We start from the raw sequence: 16,395 nt of genomic DNA on the forward strand, positions 1-16,395 counted from the left end.
CCTCAACGTCCATGACCGCCTACCTCCTCAAGCGCCTCGCCATCGCCGTCGTCACGCTGGTTCTGGCCTCAATGGTCGTTTTTGCCGTGCTGGAGATCATTCCCGGCGACCCGGCGCGGCTGATGCTTGGCCTGAACGCCAGTGCCGACCAGATCGAATTGCTGCGCAACCAGATGGGCCTCAACGCTCCCGTCGTGCTGCGCTATCTGCATTGGGCCGGCGGCTTGCTGAGCCTCGATTTCGGTCGCTCCTACACCTATTCGGTGCCGGTCATCGATCTGGTCCGCGAGCGCCTCGTCGTCTCGCTGCCGCTGGCGCTGATGGCGCTGGCGCTGTCCACCGTCATTGCCATCCCGGTCGGGCTGTTTTCCGCCAGCCGGCGCGGCCGGGCCGGCGACACGGTTGCGATGGGCGCCGCCCAGCTTGGCGTCGCCGTGCCCAATTTCTGGTTCGCGCTGATGCTGATCTATCTTTTCGCCGTCTGGCTGCGGTTGGTGCCCGGCGGCGGCTTTCCCGGCTGGAGCGCCGGCGTCTGGCCGGCGCTGAAATCGCTGCTCCTGCCGGCAATCGCCCTCGCTCTGCCGCAGGCGGCGATCCTCGCCCGGGTCACCCGCTCGGCACTGATCGAAGTGCTGAACGAGGACTACATCCGCACCGCCCGCGCCAAGGGCCTGCCCTATCGCCTTGTCTTGTGGCGGCATGCGCTGCGCAACGCCATGATCCCGGTGGTCACCATTCTAGGCCTGCAATTCGCCTTCCTGCTTGCCGGCACCATCATCATCGAGAACGTCTTCTATTTGCCCGGCCTCGGGCGGCTGGTGTTCCAGGCAATCAACCAGCGTGACCTGATCGTGGTCGAGAGCGTCGTCATGCTGCTGGTTGCCGCCGTCATCGTCGTCAATTTCGTTGTCGATCTCTCCTATGCGGTGGTCGATCCGCGCCTGAGAGGCCGGCAATGACGCTGCACATCGACATCCCCGACGAGAACCTTGCCAGCATCCTGGCCAAGGCGTTTCGAAACCGTTCGTTCCTCGCCGGCTTCGTCGTCACCGCACTGGTGGCTGCGGTCGCGATCCTCTCCTTCGAGTGGACGCCTTACGACGTCACCAGGCTGGTCATTTCCGACAAGACCCAGGCGCCGTCGCTGGCGCACTGGTTCGGCACCGACCATTTCGGTCGCGACATCCTGTCGATGATCATGGTTGGCGCCCGCAACTCGATTGCCGTGGCGCTGGTGGCGGTCGGCATCGGCATGGGCGTCGGCGTGCCGCTCGGCGCCTTTGCCGCGGCGCGTGGCGGCTTCGTCGACGACGTGCTGATGCGGCTGAACGACCTGGTCTTCGCCTTTCCGGCGCTGCTTTCGGCAATCATGATCACCGCCATCTTCGGGCCCGGCGCGTTCAACGCCATCATTGCCATCGGCATCTTCAACATCCCGGTGTTCGCGCGCGTCGCCCGCGCCGGCGCCCTGGCGATCTGGCCGCGCGAATTCATCCTCGCCGCCCGCGCCGCCGGCAAAAGCAGGACGCTGATCAGCATCGAACATGTGCTGCCCAACATCGCCACGCTGCTGCTGGTGCAAGGCACCATCCAGTTCGCGCTGGGCATACTGGCCGAAGCGGGCTTGTCCTACGTCGGGCTGGGCACCCAGCCGCCGATGCCGAGCTGGGGCCGCATGCTGTTCGACGCCCAGACCCGCATGGTGGTGGCGCCGTGGATGGCGATCTTTCCGGGCATGGCGATCGTCATCACCGTGCTTGGCCTGAACCTGCTTGGCGACGGCATTGCCGACATTCTCGATCCGAAATCGCGGCGGCAGCGATGAGCCTGCTCGAAATCGAGAAGCTGTCGCTGACCATCGGCGGCACGCCCATCCTCAGGGACATCGAGCTGTCCGTGGCGCCCGGCGAAGTCATGGGGCTGGTCGGCGAATCCGGCTCCGGCAAGTCGATGACGGCGCTCACCGTGATGCAGCTCCTGCCGTGGGCGGCACGCGCCACGGGACGCGTTACCTTCGACGGCATCGACATCCTGGCGGCGAGCGAGGACCAGATGTGCGCAATGCGCGGCGACGACATCGGCATGGTGTTCCAGGAGCCGATGACGGCGCTCAACCCGGTCAAGACCATCGGCGAGCAGGTTGCCGAGGGTATTCGCTGGCACACCAGGGCGAGCCGCGCCGACGCCGAGGAACGGGCGCGAAAAATGCTCGACCGGGTCGGCTTGCCGGCGGCGCAGTTCCCGCTGTCGCGTTATCCGCATGAGCTGTCCGGAGGCCAGCGCCAGCGCGTCGTCATCGCCATCGCCTGTGCGCTGAAGCCCAAGCTGCTGATCGCCGACGAACCGACGACCGCGCTCGACGTGGTGCTGCAGGCGCAGATCCTCGACCTTTTGCGCGACCTCGTAGCGGAAAACCGCATGGGCCTGCTGCTGATCTCGCACGACCTCGCCGTGGTGACCGAGATGGCGGACCGCATCACCATCCTGCGACATGGCGAGGTGATGGAGGCCGGCGACACGGCGCGCATTCTGTCCGGACAGCTTCATCCCTATACGCGCCAGCTGGCGCAGGCCTCGATGCATGTGCCCGCGCGGGCTAGGCACAGCGTCGGCCAAGGAAAACCTCTGGTTGAGGTAGACAGCGTGACGCGCGACTATCCGGCACGGCGCACATCGCTGCTCAAGCGAGGGGCTCCCATCCGAGCCGTCGACGATGTTTCTTTCTCGATGGCGCCCGGCCGGTCGGTGGCGCTCGTCGGCCGTTCCGGCTGCGGCAAGTCGACGCTTGCCCGCATGGTTCTGGCACTGGACAAGCCGACGGCCGGTACGATCCGCTTCCGCGGCAATACCCTCACCGGCAAGAGCGAGGCGGAGCTGAAGCCGGCACGGCGCGACATGCAGGTCGTGTTCCAGGACCCGTACGGCTCGTTCGACCCACGCCAGAAGGTCGAGAGACTGGTGGCCGAGCCGCTGCATGTGCTGGAGAAGAAGCCGTCGCCCGCCGCGCGGCGCGAGATGGTGGCGCATGCGCTGCACGAGGTCGGCCTCTCACCAGGCGACATGGACAAATATCCGCACGAGTTTTCGGGCGGCCAGCGCCAGCGCCTGTCGATCGCCCGCGCCATCATCACGCGGCCGAAGCTGGTCGTCGCCGACGAGCCGGTCTCGGCGCTCGACGTCTCGATCCGCGCCCAGATCCTCGATCTGTTCGCCGAGCTCAACCAGAAGCTCGGCATCGCCTATCTGTTCATCACCCATGATCTGACCGTCGCCCGCGCCATCACCGACGAAGTGATGGTCATGCATGACGGCAAGATCGTCGAGCGTGGCAGGACGAGCGAAGTACTTGACCACCCGCAATCCGCGGCCGCCAAGGCCTTGGTCACTGCTGCTCCAGACCTGCACCGGGCGATCGCAAAACGGCTGCACGAACAGGGGTGAGCGGCCTCAGCCTTGCGGCTTGACCAAATCGGCCGGGCTGATGTCGAGCAAATCGAGCGTGCGGCGCAACAGCTGCATCTCGCTCCCGGCAAGTTGCGAATCGGCCTTGGCGATCTCGGCCATGTGGCGGGCGAGCAGCTTGCGCCGTTCGACGTCGAGGTCGCGGAATTGGGCGACGGCCTGCGAGCTGTTGGTCTCGTAGCCGAAATCGTTGAGATATTCGATGACGCTGTCGACGCTGGTTTCGGGTATGCCGAAGGCGTCGCGGCAGATACGCCTGAAGGCGGTCATTTCGCTTTCGCTGACCGAACCGTCGGCCAGGATCATACGGAACAGCATCAGCAATTCCGCCGACAGCACCGGATCGTCCGCGACCTTGCGCACGCCGGGGTCGCCGTCGAAGATCGAGCGTATCTGGTCCAGCAATCCCATCGCCATCAGCCCCTTCCGATTCGTCGGGAAGGTAGCGCGGAATCGGCTTGGCGCAAACGGGGTGCGATGGTGGAAAAGCCGCCTGCGTGCACTCATTGGTGTGTGACCGCGCGACTGATAGTATGCCGTTGTACGAATCATGTTGAGGAGGGACCGAACATGAATCTCAGTGCGCCTACCCAGCTTATTTTCATTATATCCCTTGTTATCGCCATTATCGGCGTTCTCGCCGCGCTTGGCGTCCTTGCGTTCATCCCTTTGGCTGCTGTGTGGATTGTCGTCATCGCTTACATCGTGCTGGCCGCCGGCTGCCTGATGCGCGGCGCCTAAACACGTCCAGACAATTCAGAATCTCAGGCAACTCGGAGCGCCCGGCAAAAAGCCGGGCGCTTTTGATTCCGACGAATGGTCTGTTAAAGTCGCGTGGCGGAAGGAAAGCGCATGCCCGACAGCGAAGACGGCAGCCGCCACGAAAGCCCAGGCCTCGATCGGTTCGAGATGGTGCGGCGCGCGCCGAGCCATCGGCTTCAGGGCGCCGTCACCGACATGTGCGGCTTTCGCGAAACCATGCCAGGCCATTTCCGCGCCGTCGAATATGCCTCGCTGACCGTGCCGCTGGTCATCAGCTTTGCCGAACCCTTTGCCATCGGGCTCGGCCATGACCCGGGCGACAATGACCGCTTCGCCAGTTTTGCCGCCGGCCTTTATGCCGGGCCGGTAGTGATCGAATCCTGCGGCGGCACCTGCTGTGTGCAGATCAATTTCACCCCGCTCGGCGCTCGTCGCTTCTTCGGCCGCCCGATGAGCGAACTGACCGACCGCATGGTCGGCCTGGATGACGTGCTCGGCGTCGAAGGCATCGCGCTTCGCGAAAGGCTCGGCAATGCGCCGGATTGGAGCACACGCTTTGCCATCGCCGAAGCCTTCGTCGGTGATCGGTTGGCAACCGCGGACCGCACTCAGGCCGAAATGGTCTGGGTCTATGAGACGATCGTCTCGACGCGTGGGCGGATCAGCATCTCGACGCTGGCCGAAAAGCTTGGCTGGAGCCGCAAGCATCTTACCGGAAAATTTTCGGACGCTATCGGCACCGGCCCAAAAACGCTCTCGCGCATCGTCCGCTTCAATCATGCGCTTGGCCTGTCGAGACAGGCGAACAGCGCTTGGGCCGACATCGCCGCCGACTGCGGCTATGCCGACCAGGCGCATCTGGTACGCGAGTTTCGCGACCTGGCAGGCGTCGCGCCGACGGCGCTTGCCGCGAGGTAACATTTCTTCAAGACGCGCAACCGGCCGTCGCGCAGACTGGGTTGATCGACCAACCCGCTGAAGGAGATCAGCCATGCCGAACACCCCCGAACCACCGCGGCTTTATCCGGCGCTGCGCTACAGGAATGCCGGCAAGATGATCGATTGGCTGTGCGAGGCCTTCGGCTTCAGCGTTCGCGCCCGCTATGGCGAAGGCGACGTGGTGCACCACGCCGAACTCGCTTTCGGCTCTTCGATCGTCATGCTCGGCACGGCGCGCGACGACGCCTATGGCAAGATGGTCGGCGCGCCGGGTTCGGGTGGCGGCAAGTCGATCTACGTTGCGGTCGCTGACGCAGACGCGGCATACGCGCGGGCAAAGACCGCCGGCGCCGAGATTCTGGAAGAACTCACCGACCGCGACTATGGCAGCCGCGAATTCATCTGCCGCGATCCGGAAGGCAACGTCTGGTCGTTCGGCACCTACTGGCCGAAGGCTGACGAGAAAGCATGATCCCGAAAAGTGGAGACCGGTTTTCGGACAAGATCATGCTCAGGCAAAGTATCTAACGCGCCAGCCCAAAAATTGTGTCGCAGTCGAGGTGGGTTTCCAGTTCGGCTGCGATCTCGTCCAGTGCCCGTTCGACCTCGGCGCGGTAGTCGATGCCGCCGCCCTTGACGCCGAGGCTTTCGAGGAATTTCGCCCGGAAGGCATCGGCGGAAAACAGCCCGTGCATATAGGTGCCCACCACCTTGCCGTCGGCCGAGATAGCGCCGTCATCGATACCGTTGATAACGGCGGACGGCCGCAGCGTGTCCGGACCTGTGGTGCGGCCGAGATGGATCTCGTAGCCCTCGAGCGGCAGGTCGAACGGCACCGAGCGCGCGCTGACGTTGCGCACCGTCTTTTCCGGCTCCATCACCGTTTCGACGTCGAGCAGGCCAAGCCCTTGCGTTTCTGTAACGCTGCCCTCGATGCCGTCGGGATCGCGCACGATATGACCAAGCATCTGGAAGCCGCCGCAAATGCCGACGATATGACCACCGCGTTTCCTATGCGCGGCAAGGTCGCGGTCCCAGCCGTTCTCGTGAAATTTCAGGAGATCGCCGATCGTCGACTTCGAGCCGGGAATGACCACCAGACCCGCATCTTCGGGCAAGCGCTCACCAGGCGGCACGAACACCACCTCAACTTGCGGTTCGGCCTTGAGCGGGTCGAGATCGTCGAAATTGGCGATGCGCGAGAGCACCGGCACGGCGATCTTCAGCGCGCGCTTCTCGCCGGACGCCAGTCGCTCGAGCACGACGGAATCTTCCGATGGCAGCCGCGCCGCCGCCTTCAGCCACGGCACGACGCCAAAACAGCGCCAGCCGGTGAATTTTTCGATCGCCTTGATGCCGTCTTCGAACAGCGAGACGTCGCCACGGAACTTGTTGATGAGGTAGCCGACGATCATGCGCCGGTCCTCCTCCGGCAGGATCAGATGGGTGCCGGCGACCGAGGCGATGACGCCGCCGCGATCGATATCGCCGACCAGGATCACCGGCACGCCGGCGCGCGTCGCAAAGCCCATATTGGCAATGTCGCGGCTCCTGAGATTGATCTCGGCCGGCGAGCCGGCGCCCTCGACAATGACCAGATCGGCGCCCTCGCCGACCTTTGCCCAGGAGTCCAGTACCGCATCCATCAGCCGGCCCTTCAGCGCCTGGTAGTCGCGCGCCCGCGCCTCGCCGAACACCTTGCCCTGCACGACGACTTGAGCGCCGACATCGGTCTGCGGCTTGAGCAGCACCGGGTTCATGTGGACGGTCGGCGCCACGCCGCAGGCGATCGCCTGCAGCCATTGGGCGCGGCCGATCTCGCCGCCGCCTGAATCGCCTGGAATATCGGCGACGGCGGCGTTGTTGGACATGTTCTGCGGCTTGAACGGCCGCACCTTCAAGCCGCGCTTCTTCGCCGCGCGGCACAGACCGGCGACGAGCACCGTCTTGCCGACATCCGAACCCGTGCCCTGCAGCATGATCGCCTTGGCCATATCAGTCCCTGCCCTGCGCAACGGTTGCGGTGATCGTCGACTTGGCCGCCAGTGGCCCGCCACGCCAGAGATAGAGCGCCAGCAGCGGCTCCCTGCCGGTGCGCATGGCGTGGTTGATGTCAGAGGCATGGTGGATCACCTCGCCCGCCGCTCGAAGGCGAAAACCGCCGTCGCCCATGCGCCATTCGGTGCCGCCGGTCAGCGGGATGTAGATCTCCTCCGCGACATGGTGGTGATCGGGGTAGACAATGTCGGGCCCAAGGATCAGCAGGCCGCCCGCGACCTCGTAATTGACGAAATGGCCGCGTGTGCCGAACACCTCCAGCCAGCCGTAATTGTCGATGAAAGCCTTGCCGAAATCCGCTTCGCCATAGGTCTGGCCCCAGCGCAGATCTCCGCGACGCTCCGCAACCAGCCGCGCCAGTGGCTTGGCCGCAGCGGGAGCGAGTTCGACGATCCGGCCGAGCTGGACGAGACAAGGCAGTGCATGCGGTTCGAGCGGACGGGACGGCATGTCCCAGCCGATCCGGGCCACGGCGTCGCGCACCAGCGCATCATCGAACGTCTGGAGATAGGCATGGAAGCATCCAAGCAGTTCGTCGAAAGTTGTCGTCACACTTTGCTCCAAAGCGCATTCGCGCACAGCGGCTGCCCAGATGGTTGGATGGAGACGGTCGGGTTGCGCGGCGGCATCATTGGTCTAGATTGGACGGCGCGCAAAGCCAAAAACGACAGGCCAGCAGGCCGGAAACATCAGGGAGCACGCCATGGACGCCGCTGTCGATGCGGGCACCAGCCAGTTCGAACTCAACGAGGACCAGCGCGCCATCCAGGAGATGGCGCAAGCCTTCGCCGCCGACCGCGTGGCGCCGAACGCACTCGACTGGGATCGCAACAAGCATTTCCCGGCCGATGTGATCCGCGAGACAGGTCCGCTCGGCCTTGGCGGCATCTATGTCCCCGACGACGTCGGCGGCTCGGGGCTCGGCCGGCTCGACGCCGTGCTGATCTTCGAGGCGCTTTCGCGGGCCGATCCGGCGTTTTCCGCCTTCATCTCGATCCACAACATGGCGGCATCGATGATCGACCGCTTCGGCAGCGACGAGCAGCGCCGGCGTTTCCTGCCGAAGCTGACCTCGATGGAATGGCTGGCAAGCTACTGCCTGACCGAGCCGGGTTCGGGATCCGATGCCGCGGCGCTGAAGACGCGTGCGGTCAAAAGCGGCGGCGACTATGTGCTGAACGGCGCCAAGCAGTTTATCTCCGGTGCCGGCGACAGCGACCTCTATGTCGTCATGGCGCGCACCGGCGCCGACGGGCCGAAAGGCATTTCCGCCTTCGTCGTGCCGAACGATGCGCCGGGCCTTTCCTTCGGCGCCAACGAGCACAAGATGGGCTGGCACATGCAGTCGACGCGCCAGGTCGTCTTCGAGGACTGCAAGGTGCCGGCCGAAAATCTTTTGTCGGCTGAAGGCGCCGGTTTCGGCATCGCCATGGCCGGGTTGGACGGCGGCCGGTTGAACATCGCCGCCTGCTCGCTCGGCGGCGCGCAATCGGCACTGGACAAGGCACTCGCCTACACCGCCGAACGCAAGGCTTTCGGCTCGAGGATCAACCAGTTCCAGGCGCTGCAGTTCAAGCTTGCCGACATGGAGACCGAACTGCAGGCAGCGCGCGTCTTCCTCTACACCGCCGCCTCGAAGCTCGACCGCAACGCGCCGGAGGCCTCGAAATGGTCGGCGATGGCCAAGCGCTTCGTCACCGACACCGGCTTCAATGTCGCCAACGACGCCCTGCAGCTGCACGGCGGCTATGGTTATCTGCACGATTACGGCATCGAGAAGCTGGTGCGCGACCTGCGTGTCCACCAGATACTCGAAGGCACCAACGAGATCATGCGCGTCATCATCGCTCGCGCCCTGATCGGACGATAGAGAATTTAGTGAATAGTGAATAGTGAATGGTGAATGGTGAATGGTGAATGGTGAGGCTATCATATAGACTATGAGTAATACATGATCACTACTGACTACTGACTACTGACTACTGACTACTGACTACTGACTACTGACTACTGACTACTGACTACTGACTATTCACTATTCACTATTCACTATTCCACTCACGGAGCGCCATTATGACCACCATCGCCTTCATCGGCCTCGGCAATATGGGCAATCCGATGGCCTCCAACCTGGTCAAGGCCGGGTATGCCGTGCACGGCTTCGACCTGGTGCCGGAGAATCTCGTCATCGCCAGGGAACACGGCGTCGTCATCATGGCCAACGCTGTTGCAGCGGTGAAAGACGCCGATGCGGTCATCACCATGCTGCCAGCCGGTAAGCATGTTCTGTCGGTTTACGCAGACATAGTATCCCAGGCAAAAAAAGGCGCGCTGTTCATCGATTCCTCTACCATCGATGTCGAGTCGGCTCGAAAGGCCCATGCCATCGCCGCCAAGCACGGGTTGCTGTCGATCGACGCGCCGGTCTCCGGCGGCACGGGCGGTGCGGCGGCCGGCACGCTGACCTTCATGGCCGGCGGTTCGAAGGATGCCTTCGCCAAGGCCGAACCAATCCTCAAGCCGATGGCCGGCCGCATCGTTCATTGCGGCGACGACGGCGCCGGACAGGCGGCGAAGATCTGCAACAACATGATTTTGGGCATTTCGATGATCGGCGTTGCCGAGGCCTTCGTGCTGGCAGAAAAGCTCGGCCTGTCGCACCAGGCGCTGTTCGACGTCGCCTCGACCTCGTCCGGCCAGTGCTGGTCGCTGACCACCTATTGCCCGGTGCCCGGCCCGGTGCCGACATCGCCCGCCAACAATGGCTATAAGCCTGGCTTCGCGGCGGCACTGATGCTGAAGGACCTGAAACTGTCGCAGGAGGCCGCACAGAGCGTCGGTGCAGCAACGCCGCTCGGCGCCGAGGCAGCCCAGCTTTATGCGCTGTTCAACGCACAAGGGAATGCCGGCGCGGATTTTTCCGGCATCATTAATTTCCTCCGTGGTGACCCTGCGTAAGCTCCAGGTTCACAGGTTTTCGATCTGCCCAAAGCGGAAAGTCGGCAAATTTAGGTTTGCTTAAGCTCTTGCTAACCCTGCAGTAACGATATGCGTTTAAAACGGATTGCGAGGCGGACATCCGCCCGGCGCTCCGGATCAGGTCTCGCGTACCGGAGCCCGTAAGTTTCGCCGTAAGTTTCGCAAGTGTATTGTTGGCGAAGCGCCATGCGTATCTGGCAAAGCCGCGTTCCGATGGAGCGCGGTTTTTGCGTTTCGCATTCTTCAAGGACAATGAGGCGATCGCCCTGGCGTGTCTCCAGATGATCGTCGGCGTCGTGGCTGCTGTCCTGAGCTACGTCGACCCACAGGTGGTCGCGCCCCAATCCCCCAGCGCGTCGGTGCCATGGCTCATCGGTCAGCTACGCTACTTGCGTGCGAGCACGACGTGGGCCTCTTGGGGGAACATCAGCTCCCCTTCAGTTGAATAGATTGCCAGCGAAAAATCTAGATCACCGGTGATCGCTGCGATGACTGCTTCCCGATCCCCGGCATCAATTCTGCTGACCAGCCCGGCCTGCGGAGTCGCTGCCAGCTGTAGTCGCACATATTCCCTAGACGAGGGAAATCGGATGTTTTGTGTCGTCGTGTGGATGGTCACCTGACGAAATCCCGCCTCGGCCACCAATCGGTAAAGCTCGTCCGCATCGGCGAGTGAATGCTCAGACCTTTTCGTTGCCGAAGCGCCTGGACCGAGGTGTCGATCCAAGGCATCCGCCAGCGCCTTCGCCGCAGGAGTGTGCTCAATAGCGCTGAAAACGTTTAAAGCCAGTCGGCCGTCAGGCACCAGAACCCGGAACATCTCACGGAGCGCACTAGATCGATCCGGAAAAAACTGCAGTCCGAGCTGGCAAAGAACCAGATCGAAGGCGGAGTCAGGGAACGGCATTTCGAGCGCGCTTCCCTCGTGCCAGTCGATACGCGCTCCAGCGCCTCTCGGGAGCGACCGAGCAACGGCGAGCATGCCCGTATTGATGTCGAGGCCGACGACCTGCCCACTTCCCATACGCTCGGCCGCCGAGCGTGCCACCACGCCGGTGCCGCAAGCTACGTCCAAAATCCGCTCACCAGATTGAGGCGCAGCACGATCCATCAGGTCCGCAGCCCACAGGGCTGTGATTGCCGGGACCAGGTAGCGCTCGTAGAGGTCCGCGGCGCTGCCTTCCAGCTGCCACTGCTCCTGCTGGGCCATAGTGTCCCTCCCGCACAACGATCTCGGGCAACGGGCCCGATCGGCGCTTCAGCAGCCATCATAAAGCGCGTGTCTGTCGACTAGCAACCGGGCAATGGAAACCGGCAGGGTGCTATTCTTCGCGTTCCGTATCACAACGGTCTTTGCACCATCCGCCCCAAGTAGAATCAAACTCGCATTCTACTGTGCACTCCACGCGCGGCATCTCGCCAATATTTACGAGGCCGATATCCACGAGTTTGTAGCGAGCGATCGCCTTTGGATATTTCCTGAAAACACCCTCAATTTCCGCCACGAAGTCCTTGTGCTCTTCTGGAGCCGGCCTTTTGAAAGGTGTTTTGGCGTCCTGCGCAAGAGATACAGTGATGACCGATTGCATAACCAAGGCTAGGATCAAAGAAATGGTGCGCATCAACTGTCTCCAATACGCCTTACGTGGAGAGATGTTTTGATGGTGGATGGCCGCAACTCCGGGACGGGGGGAAGGCCGTATCGAGGGTAGTCTGCGTCAAACATGGCCCACCATCGCCCGTGTAATCGTTGCACGGGCAGTTGCCGTGCGCCTCTATGTGCGCGTTGCAAGGGTTCCCGAACCCAAACCCATCATCAGGTAAAGTTACTCCCGCCCGCGCCAGTAGGGCCGCGGCTTCTTTCCGCGCGCTGATGATCAAGAACGCGGCCTTTTCCAGGGCTTCCGATTGTTCGCGCGTGAGACCCTCCCGAGACAGATATTTAAACATGTGTCACTCCCTCTGATTTGGATTCGCCAAATGCCTCAATTGGGAAGCAAGCATGCTTCAAATTTGCACACCGCTCGACTTGTTCGCTCTTCAACGTGGCGCAATTCGTTGCGACGTGGCGCTAAGGACAGCTAGTCGCCCATTTTGGTCTCCTTGAACGAATGATCCCTTGCTGAAGTCGATCAGGCGACGTTGACTGGACCGGACTTACGGATGGCTTACGGAAGTCACGCTGATCGGCGGCAGGTGACAAGACGGGCGCCGTTCGCACGCTTGCCGCGCTCGGCATGGACGAGTTTTGCCAGCCGGGGAGTGAGGTAGGCTTGGCGCGCCAAAGGGCGCGTTTCCACCCGCAGCCGAATTCGAACTGACTTTGTCCACGTCCTCGACCATCTGCTCGGCGATCGACGCAGCGATCGCCGAGCGTCCGACTGCAGGACGCCCGGCGATGGTTCTACCTTACCCCCTTGCGCAAATCCGCTTGCGCCAGATCGAGCGCCGTGGCGATGCGGTCGCAGGCCATGTCGATCGTCTCGCGCGTCCAGATCAGCGGCGGCGACAGGATCATCGTGTCGCCGGTAGCGCGCAGCATCATGCCCTGGACAATCGCGTGGTCGCGAACCATCACCGCTGCGCTGCCGGCAGGCAGGAAGCGCTCCTTGGTCACCTTGTCCTTGACGATCTCGATCGCCCCCATCAGCCCGAACGAGCGCACCTCGCCGACCAGATCGTGCCCACCGAGACGTTCCTGCAGGGCCCTGGCGAAGTAAGGCCCGGTGTCGTTCCTGACGCGCTCGACCAGGCCTTCACGCTCGATGATCTCGAGGTTCTTCAGCGCCACCGCGCAGGCCACCGGATGCCCGGCATAGGTGTAGCCGTGATAGAATTCGCCGCCCTTTTCGACCAGCGTCGCCGCGATGCGGTCGCCGACCAGCAGCGCCGACAGCGGCTGATAGCCAGAGGTCAGCGCCTTGGCCGTGGTGATGGTGTCGGGCTCGACATCGAAGGCTTGTGCGGCGAACCACTCGCCTGTGCGGCCATATCCGGTGATGACCTCGTCCAGCATCAGCAGGACATCGTATTTGCGGCAGATGCGCTGCACCTCCGGCCAATAGCTCATCGGCGGGATCTTCACCCCGCCTGCCCCCATCACCGGCTCGCCGATGAAGGCGGCCACCTTGTCGGCGCCGGCTTCGAGGATCGCGTCCTCGACCGCTTTTGCCGCGCGCAGGCCGAAATCATGGTCGCTTTCGCCGGGCAGTGCGAGCTCATAGGCATAGGGCATCATCACATGGACGATGTTGGGCACGGCGCCGCCGAGCTGCTTGTGCATCAAGTCCATGCCGCCGAGCGAGGCGCCGGCGATGGTCGAGCCGTGGTAGCCCATCTTGCGTGAGATGATGCGGTTCTTCTCGGGCCTGCCTTCCAGCACCCAATAGTGACGGACCAGGCGCAGCGCCGTGTCGTTGGCCTCCGAACCGGACGAGCCGTAGAACACCTGGTTGATGTGCCTTGGCGCGATCTCCGCCAGCTTTCTCGACAGCAGAACCGGCGTCGGCGTCGAGCATTTGAAGAAAGAGTTGTAGTAGGGCAACTCCTTCATCTGGGCGTAGGCGGCGTCGGCAAGCTCGTCGCGGCCATAGCCGACATTGACGCACCACAGCCCAGCCATGCCGTCGAGGATTTCCGTCCCTTCGGCATCATAGATGAACGGCCCGTTGGCGTGGGTGATGATGCGCGAGCCGGTCTCGCGCATCTCTTTGTGGTCGGTGAACGGATGAAGGTGATGCGCGGCATCGATCTGCTGAAGCTGCTTCAGCGAATAATTCTGGTAGGTCATGTCTGGTCTTTCCTCTTGAACCAATCCGGCAGCTTTCGCGCCGGGGCGGATTCGTCAGAGGACAGCGGGCGGCGAATAGCCGATGCGAGCGCAGAGCCGCAACAGCTCGGCGCGTAGCGTGCGCGACGACGGCGTCACCGCCACCCCAAATGCGCAACTCGATTTCGCCAGCCGAGCCATGCATGTACCTTAGGCTGCCTCGAGCCCTCAGTTCAAGCCGTGCCGGTCAAGCGACGCCGGTCAATTGGTGCCAGTCAATTGGTGCCAGTCAGGGCCCGCTGCAGGAAGACGTACTTCATCGCCGCCTGTGCGGCCTGCGGCCGCCGGTCGCCGCGTCCACCATGGCCGCCTTCAGTCTCCTCGAAGAACAGCGTCTTGCCGTGGCCGGCCGCCTGCAGCCGTGCCGCCATCTTGCGGGCATGGCCGGGATGGACGCGATCGTCGGCGGTCGAGGTCGTCAGCAACACCGGCGGATAGGCTGCATCCGTGTCTACATGCTGGTAGGGCGAATAGGCGGCGAGCCAGGCTGCCTCTTCCGACTTCGCCGGATCGCCATACTCGGCCATCCATGACGCGCCGGGCGGCAGCTCTGTGTAACGCAGCATGTCGAGCAACGGCACGTCGATGATCACTGCACCGAACAATTCCGGGTGCTGGGTCAGCGAGACGCCGGTCAGCAAGCCACCATTCGATCCGCCCTGGATGCCCAGTGTGGCGGGCGTAGCGATGCCGCGTTTGATCAGATCTTGCGCGACGGCAGCGAAATCGTCGAAGGCATTCTGGCGATTGGCCTTGAGCGCTGCCTGGTGCCAGTTCGGGCCGAACTCGCCGCCGCCGCGGATGTTGGCCTGCACATAGGCATTGCCCTTCTCCAGCCACAGCCTGCCGCGCACGCCGGCATAGCCGGGCAGCAGCGGCACTTCGAAGCCGCCATAGCCGTAAAGCAATGTCGGCACGGGTCCATGCAAGTCGCGCTTCCTGACGACGAAGTACGGGATCATCGTGCCATCCTTCGAGCGTGCCTCGAACTGTTCGGAGAGCAGGGACGACGCGTCGAAACGCGCCGGCTGCGACTTCACCGTTGCCAGCCCCGCAGCGTTGTCGTCCGACCAGATGATCGAGCTCGGCGTCAGGAAATCGGTGAAGGAGAAGGAGACGCTGGAACCGAAATGCTCGGCATGGCTGATGCCGACATTGCCGTTTTCGGGCAACGCCACGGGCTTGAACTCCCAGCCGCTGTCGCTGCGCTTGCCGGCGACGACCTTGCCGCGCACATTGTCCATCAAATTGATGAACAGCCGGTCCTGCGTGCGGGCAATACCGGCGATCGAGACACGGTGCGCCGGCTCGAGCACGGTATCGAGGGATCTGAATAGCCCGGTTTCGATCCAGCGCTCGAAATCGAGTGAATAGAGTCCGTCGGGCTTACACAGAGTGCCGCCCGGCGCAGTCCACGGGGTACGCACGCCGAAGACGAGCTGGCCCTTGAACAGCGCTGTATCGGTGACGTCGTCCGGCAACGGGATGCGCCTGTTCTCGCCGGAAGGCAGCCGCAGGAAACTGTGCGAGGCGAAGAAGTCGATGGTTCGGGCGAGGAAGACATGACGCTTGTCGCCGTCGAATTCGACGGACCCGCCGGCGGCAAGATCCTGCTTCAGCGCCTCGAAGATCGGCATCGCCGCTTCCAGTGGCGTGCCGCGCCGCCAAAGCTTGACCACGCGCGGATAACCGGACTGGGTCTTGTCGTCCTCCTCGAAGGCGGCGGAAACGATAACCGTGTCCTCGTCCAGCCAGCTAAAGCTCGATTTCGAGGCAGGAGCGCGAAAGCCGCCATCGACGAACGATCTGCTTTCGATATCGAATTCGCGCATCTCGCTGGCATCGCCGCCATCCGGCGACAGGTTGAGCAGGCAGCGGCTGAAGTCGGGGTAGAGCCGGCTGGCGCCGCTGAACACCCATTTCACCCCCTCTTTCGCCGCCAGACTGTCGAAGTCGATGATCGTCTGCCATTCCGGCTTGTCGGTCTTGTAGGAGGCGACGGTGGTGCGCCGCCAGAGGCCGAGTACGTTCGTCCGGTCCTGCCAGAAATTATAGACGTAGCCGTTGATAGCGGCCCCGACGGCGATGTTATCCTCGGCTGTCATCAGGTCGAGCGCCGTCTCGAACGACATCTGATAGGACGGATCACCCTGCAGCTCCCCGACCGTAACTGCATTTTGGTGATGCACCCAGTCGAGCGCCTGCTTGCCCCTCCTGTCCTCAAGCCAGAGAAACGGGTCTTCGGCCGCCGAACCCGGCTGGCCCTTGGTATTCGATTTGCTCATGAGGTCTCCGGTTGAGTCGGGTGGCGACATAGCCAAGATCGACATGGGGCCGCTTACATTCAAGTCATTCGTCAGAAACGG

Annotated in this window: 16 protein-coding genes; 8 read left to right on the forward strand and 8 right to left on the reverse strand. The window is 63.1% G+C overall.

Annotation, left to right across the window (positions count from 1 at the left end; all coding sequences use genetic code 11):
• Positions 1-11: 11 nt before the first annotated feature.
• Genes NKI08_RS01970 through NKI08_RS01980 form a run of 3 tightly spaced genes read left to right on the forward strand, consistent with a single transcriptional unit; the run spans position 12 to position 3,441 of the window.
• Entirely contained in the window at positions 12-959 is a 948-nt protein-coding gene (locus NKI08_RS01970) for an ABC transporter permease (RefSeq protein WP_352766875.1), read from the forward strand.
• Entirely contained in the window at positions 956-1,825 is an 870-nt protein-coding gene (locus NKI08_RS01975) for an ABC transporter permease (protein WP_352766877.1), read from the forward strand. Before NKI08_RS01970 ends, NKI08_RS01975 begins: the two co-directional genes overlap by 4 nt.
• On the forward strand, positions 1,822-3,441 hold the full coding sequence (locus NKI08_RS01980; RefSeq protein ID WP_352766879.1) for an ABC transporter ATP-binding protein: 1,620 nt from the start codon (positions 1,822-1,824) through the stop codon (positions 3,439-3,441). Before NKI08_RS01975 ends, NKI08_RS01980 begins: the two co-directional genes overlap by 4 nt.
• Before the next feature lie 6 nt (positions 3,442-3,447).
• Here NKI08_RS01980 and NKI08_RS01985 read toward each other — a convergent pair whose 3' ends face one another.
• The gene (locus NKI08_RS01985; protein WP_352470314.1) at positions 3,448-3,879 is read right to left on the reverse strand and encodes a TerB family tellurite resistance protein; all 432 of its coding nucleotides are present in this window, start codon (positions 3,877-3,879) and stop codon (positions 3,448-3,450) included.
• A 153-nt stretch (positions 3,880-4,032) separates the two neighbouring features.
• Here NKI08_RS01985 and NKI08_RS01990 point away from each other — a divergent pair, with 153 nt between their 5' ends.
• The 3 genes from NKI08_RS01990 to NKI08_RS02000 all read left to right on the forward strand — a co-directional run bounded on the left by NKI08_RS01990 (position 4,033) and on the right by NKI08_RS02000 (position 5,635).
• A complete protein-coding gene (locus NKI08_RS01990) occupies positions 4,033-4,203 on the forward strand; it encodes a hypothetical protein (protein ID WP_352451984.1) in 171 nt (56 codons plus the stop codon).
• Positions 4,204-4,314: 111 nt separating this feature from the next.
• Positions 4,315-5,142 (forward strand): helix-turn-helix domain-containing protein, encoded by an 828-nt coding sequence (locus tag NKI08_RS01995; protein WP_352766881.1) that lies wholly within the window; start codon positions 4,315-4,317, stop codon positions 5,140-5,142.
• 73 nt (positions 5,143-5,215) lie between these two features.
• Positions 5,216-5,635: a VOC family protein gene (locus tag NKI08_RS02000; RefSeq protein WP_352451986.1), complete on the forward strand. Its 420-nt coding sequence runs from the start codon at positions 5,216-5,218 to the stop codon at positions 5,633-5,635.
• 52 nt (positions 5,636-5,687) lie between these two features.
• Here the strand turns inward: NKI08_RS02000 and NKI08_RS02005 are convergent, their stop codons facing one another.
• On the reverse strand, positions 5,688-7,157 hold the full coding sequence (locus tag NKI08_RS02005) for a cobyric acid synthase (protein WP_352766883.1): 1,470 nt from the start codon (positions 7,155-7,157) through the stop codon (positions 5,688-5,690).
• A gap of 1 nt (position 7,158) precedes the next feature.
• Positions 7,159-7,773 (reverse strand): dimethylsulfonioproprionate lyase family protein, encoded by a 615-nt coding sequence (locus NKI08_RS02010; RefSeq protein ID WP_352766885.1) that lies wholly within the window; start codon positions 7,771-7,773, stop codon positions 7,159-7,161.
• A 151-nt stretch (positions 7,774-7,924) separates the two neighbouring features.
• Here NKI08_RS02010 and NKI08_RS02015 point away from each other — a divergent pair, with 151 nt between their 5' ends.
• Positions 7,925-9,091, forward strand: coding sequence for an isobutyryl-CoA dehydrogenase (locus NKI08_RS02015; protein WP_352766887.1), 1,167 nt, complete (start codon positions 7,925-7,927; stop codon positions 9,089-9,091).
• 203 nt (positions 9,092-9,294) lie between these two features.
• Positions 9,295-10,179 (forward strand): 3-hydroxyisobutyrate dehydrogenase, encoded by an 885-nt coding sequence (gene mmsB, locus NKI08_RS02020; protein WP_352766889.1) that lies wholly within the window; start codon positions 9,295-9,297, stop codon positions 10,177-10,179.
• A gap of 406 nt (positions 10,180-10,585) precedes the next feature.
• On the opposite strand, the gene NKI08_RS02025 is transcribed toward mmsB, so the two are convergent.
• From NKI08_RS02025 to NKI08_RS02045, 5 genes are all read right to left on the reverse strand, one after another.
• Positions 10,586-11,410, reverse strand: coding sequence for a class I SAM-dependent methyltransferase (locus NKI08_RS02025; RefSeq protein WP_352766891.1), 825 nt, complete (start codon positions 11,408-11,410; stop codon positions 10,586-10,588).
• A gap of 112 nt (positions 11,411-11,522) precedes the next feature.
• Entirely contained in the window at positions 11,523-11,822 is a 300-nt protein-coding gene (locus NKI08_RS02030) for a hypothetical protein (RefSeq protein ID WP_352766893.1), read from the reverse strand.
• A 19-nt stretch (positions 11,823-11,841) separates the two neighbouring features.
• A complete protein-coding gene (locus tag NKI08_RS02035) occupies positions 11,842-12,150 on the reverse strand; it encodes a DUF6422 family protein (protein ID WP_352613981.1) in 309 nt (102 codons plus the stop codon).
• A gap of 454 nt (positions 12,151-12,604) precedes the next feature.
• Entirely contained in the window at positions 12,605-13,990 is a 1,386-nt protein-coding gene (locus NKI08_RS02040; RefSeq protein WP_352766895.1) for an aspartate aminotransferase family protein, read from the reverse strand.
• Between the two features lie 254 nt (positions 13,991-14,244).
• A complete protein-coding gene (locus tag NKI08_RS02045) occupies positions 14,245-16,314 on the reverse strand; it encodes a prolyl oligopeptidase family serine peptidase (RefSeq protein WP_352470305.1) in 2,070 nt (689 codons plus the stop codon).
• Between the last annotated feature and the right edge of the window lie 81 nt (positions 16,315-16,395).

The sequence above is a fragment of the Mesorhizobium sp. M0768 genome, from assembly GCF_040320195.1.
GTDB lineage: Bacteria > Pseudomonadota > Alphaproteobacteria > Rhizobiales > Rhizobiaceae > Mesorhizobium.

Excerpts from the sequence above, each read along its gene's own strand:
- NKI08_RS01970 (WP_352766875.1), top strand. The coding sequence starts at position 12 with ATGACCGCCTACCTCCTCAAGCGCCTCGCCATCGCCGTCGTCACGCTG.
- NKI08_RS01975 (WP_352766877.1), top strand. The coding sequence starts at position 956 with ATGACGCTGCACATCGACATCCCCGACGAGAACCTTGCCAGCATCCTG.
- NKI08_RS01980 (WP_352766879.1), top strand. The coding sequence starts at position 1,822 with ATGAGCCTGCTCGAAATCGAGAAGCTGTCGCTGACCATCGGCGGCACG.
- NKI08_RS01985 (WP_352470314.1), bottom strand. The coding sequence starts at position 3,879 with ATGGCGATGGGATTGCTGGACCAGATACGCTCGATCTTCGACGGCGAC.
- NKI08_RS01990 (WP_352451984.1), top strand. The coding sequence starts at position 4,033 with ATGAATCTCAGTGCGCCTACCCAGCTTATTTTCATTATATCCCTTGTT.
- NKI08_RS01995 (WP_352766881.1), top strand. The coding sequence starts at position 4,315 with ATGCCCGACAGCGAAGACGGCAGCCGCCACGAAAGCCCAGGCCTCGAT.
- NKI08_RS02000 (WP_352451986.1), top strand. The coding sequence starts at position 5,216 with ATGCCGAACACCCCCGAACCACCGCGGCTTTATCCGGCGCTGCGCTAC.
- NKI08_RS02005 (WP_352766883.1), bottom strand. The coding sequence starts at position 7,157 with ATGGCCAAGGCGATCATGCTGCAGGGCACGGGTTCGGATGTCGGCAAG.
- NKI08_RS02015 (WP_352766887.1), top strand. The coding sequence starts at position 7,925 with ATGGACGCCGCTGTCGATGCGGGCACCAGCCAGTTCGAACTCAACGAG.
- mmsB (WP_352766889.1), top strand. The coding sequence starts at position 9,295 with ATGACCACCATCGCCTTCATCGGCCTCGGCAATATGGGCAATCCGATG.
- NKI08_RS02025 (WP_352766891.1), bottom strand. The coding sequence starts at position 11,410 with ATGGCCCAGCAGGAGCAGTGGCAGCTGGAAGGCAGCGCCGCGGACCTC.
- NKI08_RS02030 (WP_352766893.1), bottom strand. The coding sequence starts at position 11,822 with ATGCGCACCATTTCTTTGATCCTAGCCTTGGTTATGCAATCGGTCATC.
- NKI08_RS02035 (WP_352613981.1), bottom strand. The coding sequence starts at position 12,150 with ATGTTTAAATATCTGTCTCGGGAGGGTCTCACGCGCGAACAATCGGAA.
- NKI08_RS02040 (WP_352766895.1), bottom strand. The coding sequence starts at position 13,990 with ATGACCTACCAGAATTATTCGCTGAAGCAGCTTCAGCAGATCGATGCC.
- NKI08_RS02045 (WP_352470305.1), bottom strand. The coding sequence starts at position 16,314 with ATGAGCAAATCGAATACCAAGGGCCAGCCGGGTTCGGCGGCCGAAGAC.